Below are 6,579 nucleotides of genomic sequence, written 5' to 3'. Positions count from 1 at the left end.
CCGACGGCGCCGCCATCCCCATCGAGCAGCGGGACCCCGTGGAACTGCGGGGCGTCGCCGGCCCCTATTGCCGGGTCGATTGGAGCCCGGCCGACGCGCCGGTCTACAACCCCGCCTTCGACGTCACGCCGGCGGCGCTGATCGGCGGTTGGGTACTGAATACGGGCGTCTACTCCCGGGGTGGAGCCTGGGCCGGCTAACTGTCGAAGCCGGTAAAGGCCGGTCCCGAGAAGCGGTTGATCGCCCAGGCGTCGCGCTTCCCGCTGGCGGATGCACGATGCTCCGACCCATCATTATCGTTACCAAGACATTGTTTTTTCGACCGTTTTGGTTTTTCTGCCAGGGCGTTCTAAAGGGCGCCGTTTGACAGGCATTTCTGCGCTGCTCTAGGTTTTGATTGACCAAGCACGGGCGTTGCTGCGCCAGACCGGACAAGGATGTCGAAGAATGCATGGAGAGGATCGGCCTGCAGCCCAGCTGTTTTCCTGTGCCTCCCCCGCTGTTCGCTTTCCACCCACTCGGTATCCGGCTCCGTGAGCTTTGCGCGCGTGTATAACATCCGTGCCGATCTTGCGTGATCGAAATTCCGCCATCCCCCTGGAGCAGACATGAAACAGAAGACCCATCGACTCGTTCCGGTTCTGTTGATGCAATCGGTGTTCATGGGCGGATGCGCCTTCGGCAACATCAATCTGGATATGCCTCCGCAGGGGGATCTGCCGGACAACCAGGGTGCCGCCGGCCAGACACTGCGTCTTGTCATGCCTTTCGAGGACAGTCGGGCTATCAAGGCACGCTGCGGCATGAAAAAAAACTCCTACAACATGGACACTGCCGATGTCCTGTGTAGCCAGCCGCCGGCACAATGGGTCGCCGACAGGTTGCAACGGGGATTGGAGGAAAGGGGGTACACCGTCGAGACTGTCCGGGAGACGGCCGGCGGGAACGGAACAGTTATCGAGGGTGACCTGATCCGTCTGTTCGTGGAGCCGGTCATCGGGTTCGCCACGGTGAGTATCGAAGCGGACATCCAGGTTCGTCTCGAAGTCAGGACCGGCGAGGGTTTCCGCGCCGAGCGAACATTCTACGTTAAAGGCGACACGCGGAGCGCGGCGGCTACCAGGGGCACCTTCGACACGGCATTCGAGAGTGCGGCGGACCAGATTTCCACCAATATGGTCATGGCGATCGATGAACTGGTCGACCGTTATCCCGAACTGGGCCAACACGGGGAGAAGCAATGAGAATCAAGATCCTGACTCTGGGCACCCTGATCGTGACGGCGTTGGCGCTGAGCGGGTGCGCACGCCATGTCGTCGCTGAGCCGGACCAAGTCGATCGACTCAATGACGACGGTTGGACGATTCATTCCCAGGATGCGGACGCACCGGAAGAGCCCTGACGCAGGGCGAAGGAAAATGCAGGGAGGCTAAGTCGTGCGCCTATCCGCAATCCTTGTCACGTTAAGCGGTGCGCTCGGCCTCCTCGCCGGTTGTGCCTCGATTATCCACGGTTCGACGCAAGAGGTTGAAGTAAGCAGTGAGCCTAGCAAGGCAGAGGTTTTCATTAATGGAAACCTGCGCGGTACGACACCGCTGTCCCTCTCATTGAAACGCAAGAAGAGGCATGTGATCACCGTATCCCTGCCGGGTTACAGGAACCGGGAGATTGCCCTGGAACGTCGTGTCGACGGATGGGTCTGGGGCAACATTATCCTGGGCGGCTTGATCGGGCTGGTGATTGATGCTTCGACCGGCGCCATGTATCGGATCGAGCCGGACAGATTGCGTGCTCAACTCCAGCCAATATCGGTCGAGGCACGGAAAGACGGGTTGAGTCTGCATATCCGAATCGGCACCGACGTGCCGCCGGGTGCCGATAAAGTCGGTCAATTGCATCCCGTCGGCGGCGCACGGCTGGCGGTCAACCGTTGATGGCACAAGGCGGGGGCCACGGCGCCCCCGGTCAATCCCAGGGAAGGAGGAATCGATTCGATGCGATCCGTGACGATGATGGGTGCGGCGACCGGGATGGTCGCCGTCATGGGCCTGGCCGCGTGCGGCGCCGGGGGCGGGGGATCGGACGACGACGGCGTACCGGGTCTCGATGCGGCATCGCCGGCGGACCTGACCCGGGCGGAGGAGGTGGCGAAGCGCTACCTGCTGCTGGCCGGGGAGAGCCTGTCGACGCCGCGGGAGTTCGATGAGTTGGCGAGCCTGGCGCGGGATCTCAGGGACCAGGTCGACGGTGCCGACGGCACGTATTCGTGTGACCAGGGGTTTTTCAACCTCCAGACGGGCGAAATCGAGAGCCGCGACAATCCCTTCGGTCCGGACGACGGCTTCGATCTCTTGATCATCACGGCCTCGGAGTGCGAGGCCGGCAGCGACCGGATCGACGGTCTCCTGGAGACGGGCGAGCGCACGGCCGGCGCCGCGCCGGTTTTCTACGTCGGCGGCGGGGAATCCGAGGGGAACAAGATTCGCCTGCGGGAAGGCGATCGGCGCCTGATCCGCTACATGCGTCTGTTCCAGACCGAGTCCGGCGGCGTTGAACGGGTGAGTGGCCGCGCCCTGGCCCGCGACGAATTCCCGGACGACGATGCCGCCGAGCAGCTCGACCTGCTCGGTCTGAACGGGGTCGGTTTCTTCGAGCTGGTCTTCGACGAGTCGGCAAGCCCCGCCACCTTCACGGGCGAGGGTCGGGTGCGCGTGGATCGGCGTAGTGCCACCGGGGAACGCTGCGGCGCCCGCGGCACGTTCGATTTCGAGGTGACCCAGCCGATCGAGCTGGACAGCGGCGGCGAGCCGATGGCCGGCGAGATCGAGTTGGCGGCGGACGGCCATGCCGCGACCGTGACCGTGGGTGGCGGCGGTATCGTGGTGACGATCGACGGCGTCCAGACCGATTTCGATCCGGCCGACCTGGCGGCGCTGGAACCCGAGGTGTCGGTCTGTACCAGCGACGACGCTTGAGCCGGTAGCCCGTCGACCGCCGTGCCCCGCCCGGACGGGCGGGGCACGGCGGTTCAGTTCTCCAACCGCGGAAACCGGCCGGCGATGTCGGAGCCGGTGAACTCGGCGACCCAGCCCTCGGGGTTGTCGAACACCCGGATCACCTTGAAGAGCGGGTTGGGGCCCATGTCGAACCAGTGGGGCGTGCCCGCCGGCACGCCCATCAGGTCGCCGGCGGTGCACAGGACCTCGTAGACCCGGTCGCCGATGTGCAGGGTGAACAGGCCCTCGCCGTCGACGAAGAAGCGGACCTCGTCCTCGGCGTGGGTGTGCTCCTCCAGGAACTTGCGGCGCAGGGTGTCCTTGTCCGGATGCGCCGGGTGCAGGCCGATCACGTCCCAGGTGCGGTAGCCGCCCTCGCGCATCAGGCGCTCGATCTCGGGGGCGTAGGCCTCGCCGATCGCCTCGGGGCCGGCATCCGGCGCGAGCTCGTGCGCCGCCGGCCAGCGCTCGAAACGCACGCCGGCCGCGGCCAGCTCGGCGGCGATGGCATCGCCGTCCTCGGTGCACAGCAGGTGCCGGTCCGGACGGTCCTCGTGGTAGACGGTAAGGCGGCTCATGGCATCAGGCCCCCAGTTGCGGGATCTCGGAGAAGTCGCGGGCGACGGGGTGGTGGCTCTTCACCTCCAGGCCCGGTTCGCGCACCAGCAGGCAGGTCTGCAGGCCCGCGGCCGCGGCGGCATCGAGCTCGGCGACCACGTCCGACAGGAAAAGCACGCTAGCGGCCGGCTCGCCGAGGGTCTGAAGGATGGTCCGATAGCTGGCGGCCTCCTTCTTGCCGCCGACCCGGGTATCGAAATAGCCGTCGAACAACGATGTGAGGTCGCCCGCGTCGCTGTGCCCGAACAGCAGCTTCTGGGCCGCCACCGAGCCGGAGGAGTACACGTACAACCGGATACCGCGCTCGTGCCAGGCCTGCAGCGCCAGGACCGCGTCCGCGTAGACATGGCCGGTGAAGTCGCCCTTGCGGTAGCCGGCGCGCCAGACCATGCCCTGCAGGGTCTTGAGCGGCGTGACCTTCTCGTCGCGGGCGATCCATTCCATGAGCTGCGTGATCACCAGTTCCAGGTCGGCCTCGGGTGCGCCCATGACGCCGCGAACGTCCTCCACCGCCTCGGCCACCTCGGGGTCCGTGGCGTGCTTGCGCACGAAGTCGGGCAGGGCCCGCACCGAGTAGGGAAACAGGGTCTCATGGACGAAGGCGATGTCGGTGGTGGTGCCCTCGATGTCGGTGACGACGGCTCGGATACTCATGCACTCTCCGCTTGTCGGGCGGCCAGCTCGCAGGCCATCAGGAATTCCCAGCCCTCCAGGTGGCGCCGGGCCTCGTCCAGGTCGGCGCCCCAGGCATAGAGCCCGTGGCCACGGACCAGGAAGCCGCAGGCCGCGTTCAATTCGGGCCAGCGGGCCTCCAGGACGCCGGCGAGGGCGGTCATGTCCTGGCTGTTGTCGACGATCGGCAGCGCCAGCCGCGATTCGTGGGTGTCGACGCCGCGGATCGCCTTCTGCATCTCGTAGCCCGAGACCGCCAGGCTGTCCCCGGACAGCAGCCGCGACAGCACGGTGTTGGGTACCGAGTGAACGTGCAGCACGGCACCGGCGTCCGACGCCAGCCGGTATATCGCCAGGTGCAGGGCCGTCTCCGCGGAGGGCCGGCCCTGGCCGACCACGCCGCCGTCGCGGCGCACGCGGATCAGCTCGTCCTCGGTCACCGCCGTCTTGTCCGTGCCGGAGGCCGTGATCAGGACGGTGTCGGCGCCCAGGCGAACCGAGAAGTTGCCCCCGGTCGCGGGACACAGGCCACGGCCGGCGAGCGCGCGCACGGTGGCGACGAGATCCGCGCCGAGTCGGGCGGCGGTCGGGTGCTGCGTCATTGGCGTGACAATCTCCGTGTGGCCGGGGCCACGGCATCGTAGCGGCTGCCGCGGGCACGGTCGAGCGTCTTCGGCAACGCCATGGTGGCCTACTCGCAGACCTCGGCCAGTACCCGCATCGGCCCGGCCCGAAGCAGGTCGTCGCGCTTGCGATCGTCGGGGACCAGCAGGGTACCGGCGAACCCCAGGGCGTTGACGGAGACCCCGGCGGCGCACTCGCGGCTCCGCGGCACCATCCAGAGCCATTCGCGGTTGGCCAGTAGGTTGTAGGGTCGGGGCGTGGTGCCGGTGCGGTCGTCGCTGCATCCCAGCGCCGCCAGCATCCGCCGGTAGCGGGCCGCCAGGGCGGCGCCGCCGGCGGCGGGGTCGCGCAGCCAGTCCGGTTCCAGGCGGGCGATGCGGTGCGGGAAAGGCCAGGCCGGTGTCCGGCCCAACTCGCCGTCGAACCGGGTCGCCGCCAGGGCGTCGGCCGCGGGCAGCGGCGGACCCGTGTCCGACAACGGCAGCGGCACCAACTGCAGGTGCTTGTGGGGTTGGCTGGCGCCGGCGACGTGACCGCCGTTATAGAAGGCCAGGCCCTCGATCTCGGCCAGGCCCAGGAGCAGGGCCTCGCAGTCCGCTGCGGTCAGGGCCTCTTCCTGGTCCTCGTAGGTCCGCGTGACCAGCAGCAGGTGCTCGCGCAGTACGGGGAACTTGTTGAGCAGCACGGCATGCGTGGCCGTGAGGTCGCCCAGGAACAGCGCCGGTTCGTAGGGCGGCGAGAAGGGGTCGCCCTCGGGCACGCCGCCGGCAGCGGTGCGCTTGCGGCGCAGGCTGTCGATCACGCGTACCACGAACGGCTCGCCGCCGTCGCGGACCAGGGTGGCGTGGGTGTCGATGGGCGCGAGCGCGCCCTCCGCGAGCGCCCGTTCCGTCCGCTCGGCGGCCGCGGTCGCCAGGTTGGGCGTCATGGTTGTCGGTTCCCCCGTATGGTGGCCCCATGCTACCCAAAAACGCCGGCGCGAAAAGCCGGCGGGATTTCGGCGGGCCGACGCCGTCCCTGGCGTCGCCGGCGGTCAGGCGCGGGCGCTGGGTCGCGCCGAGACGGCTTCGTGCCAGCGCTTGAGGTGGGGCCGGTCGTCGTCCACACGCAGTTGGATCACGCGCGCGAAGTCGACCGAACACAGGGCGGTGATGTCGGCGATGGTGAAAGTATCGCCGCAGACGTGCTCGTGATCGGCGAGGTGCTTGTCGAGGAAGTCGAACATCTTCACCGCGTTCTCGCGGCAGACCTCGCCCCATTCCTTGACCACGGTCTCGCGGTCCGAGAAATAGCCGGAGAGGTTGCGGAAGGCCATGCCCACCGACAGCAGGAGGTTGATCTCCATGCGCCGCTGCCACATCTCCACCAGGGCCTTGTCCTTGGCGTCGGTGCCCATCAGCGGCGGCTCGGGGATGATCTCCTCGAAGTAGCGGGAGATCGCCACGCTCTCGGCGATGCAGGTGCCGTCGTCCAGCTCCAGCGTGGGCACGCGCCCGAGCGGGTTCTTCGCGCGGTATGCCTCGCCCAGGTTTTCGCCCTTGCCGATGTCGATCTGCACGAACTCGATGTCGTCGAAATCCACGCCCTTCTCGGCCATGAACATGCGGGCGCGGCGGGGGTTCGGGGCCTGCTTGGCGTCGTAGAAGCGCATCTCTCTCTCCTCCGGTGT

The 6,579-nt window shown here is 67.4% G+C and carries 9 protein-coding genes and 1 pseudogene; 5 read left to right on the top strand and 5 right to left on the bottom strand.

What is annotated here, in order from left to right; genetic code table 11:
- From PC39_RS12025 to PC39_RS12005, 5 genes and pseudogenes are all read left to right on the top strand, one after another.
- A pseudogene (locus tag PC39_RS12025) lies at positions 1-200 on the top strand (S-methyl-5-thioribose-1-phosphate isomerase); the annotation flags it as partial.
- A gap of 408 nt (positions 201-608) precedes the next feature.
- The gene (locus tag PC39_RS12020) at positions 609-1,244 is read left to right on the top strand and encodes a YajG family lipoprotein (RefSeq protein WP_353253636.1); all 636 of its coding nucleotides are present in this window, start codon (positions 609-611) and stop codon (positions 1,242-1,244) included.
- Complete coding sequence (locus PC39_RS12015) at positions 1,241-1,402, top strand: hypothetical protein (protein WP_353253635.1); 162 nt, start codon at positions 1,241-1,243, stop codon at positions 1,400-1,402. The genes PC39_RS12020 and PC39_RS12015 overlap by 4 nt, the downstream gene beginning before the upstream one ends.
- Positions 1,403-1,436: 34 nt before the next feature.
- Positions 1,437-1,934 carry a PEGA domain-containing protein gene (locus tag PC39_RS12010; protein ID WP_353253634.1) on the top strand — a complete coding sequence of 166 codons (498 nt, stop codon included), beginning with the start codon at positions 1,437-1,439 and terminating at the stop codon, positions 1,932-1,934.
- 60 nt (positions 1,935-1,994) lie between these two features.
- A complete protein-coding gene (locus PC39_RS12005) occupies positions 1,995-2,975 on the top strand; it encodes a hypothetical protein (RefSeq protein ID WP_353253633.1) in 981 nt (326 codons plus the stop codon).
- A gap of 53 nt (positions 2,976-3,028) precedes the next feature.
- Here PC39_RS12005 and PC39_RS12000 read toward each other — a convergent pair whose 3' ends face one another.
- The 5 genes from PC39_RS12000 to PC39_RS11980 all read right to left on the bottom strand — a co-directional run bounded on the left by PC39_RS12000 (position 3,029) and on the right by PC39_RS11980 (position 6,561).
- The gene (locus PC39_RS12000; protein ID WP_353253632.1) at positions 3,029-3,574 is read right to left on the bottom strand and encodes a 1,2-dihydroxy-3-keto-5-methylthiopentene dioxygenase; all 546 of its coding nucleotides are present in this window, start codon (positions 3,572-3,574) and stop codon (positions 3,029-3,031) included.
- Positions 3,575-3,578: 4 nt separating this feature from the next.
- Complete coding sequence (gene mtnC / locus PC39_RS11995) at positions 3,579-4,268, bottom strand: acireductone synthase (protein WP_353253631.1); 690 nt, start codon at positions 4,266-4,268, stop codon at positions 3,579-3,581.
- On the bottom strand, positions 4,265-4,888 hold the full coding sequence (locus PC39_RS11990; RefSeq protein ID WP_353253630.1) for a methylthioribulose 1-phosphate dehydratase: 624 nt from the start codon (positions 4,886-4,888) through the stop codon (positions 4,265-4,267). Before PC39_RS11990 ends, mtnC begins: the two co-directional genes overlap by 4 nt.
- Positions 4,889-4,977: 89 nt before the next feature.
- Entirely contained in the window at positions 4,978-5,838 is an 861-nt protein-coding gene (locus PC39_RS11985) for an ATP adenylyltransferase family protein (RefSeq protein ID WP_353253629.1), read from the bottom strand.
- 105 nt (positions 5,839-5,943) lie between these two features.
- On the bottom strand, positions 5,944-6,561 hold the full coding sequence (locus PC39_RS11980; RefSeq protein WP_353253628.1) for a glutathione S-transferase family protein: 618 nt from the start codon (positions 6,559-6,561) through the stop codon (positions 5,944-5,946).
- Positions 6,562-6,579: the final 18 nt, after the last annotated feature.

This window comes from Salinisphaera sp. PC39 (assembly GCF_040361335.1).
In the GTDB taxonomy this organism is placed as follows: domain Bacteria; phylum Pseudomonadota; class Gammaproteobacteria; order Nevskiales; family Salinisphaeraceae; genus APNM01.
This window is presented reverse-complemented; position numbering and strand designations above follow the sequence as displayed.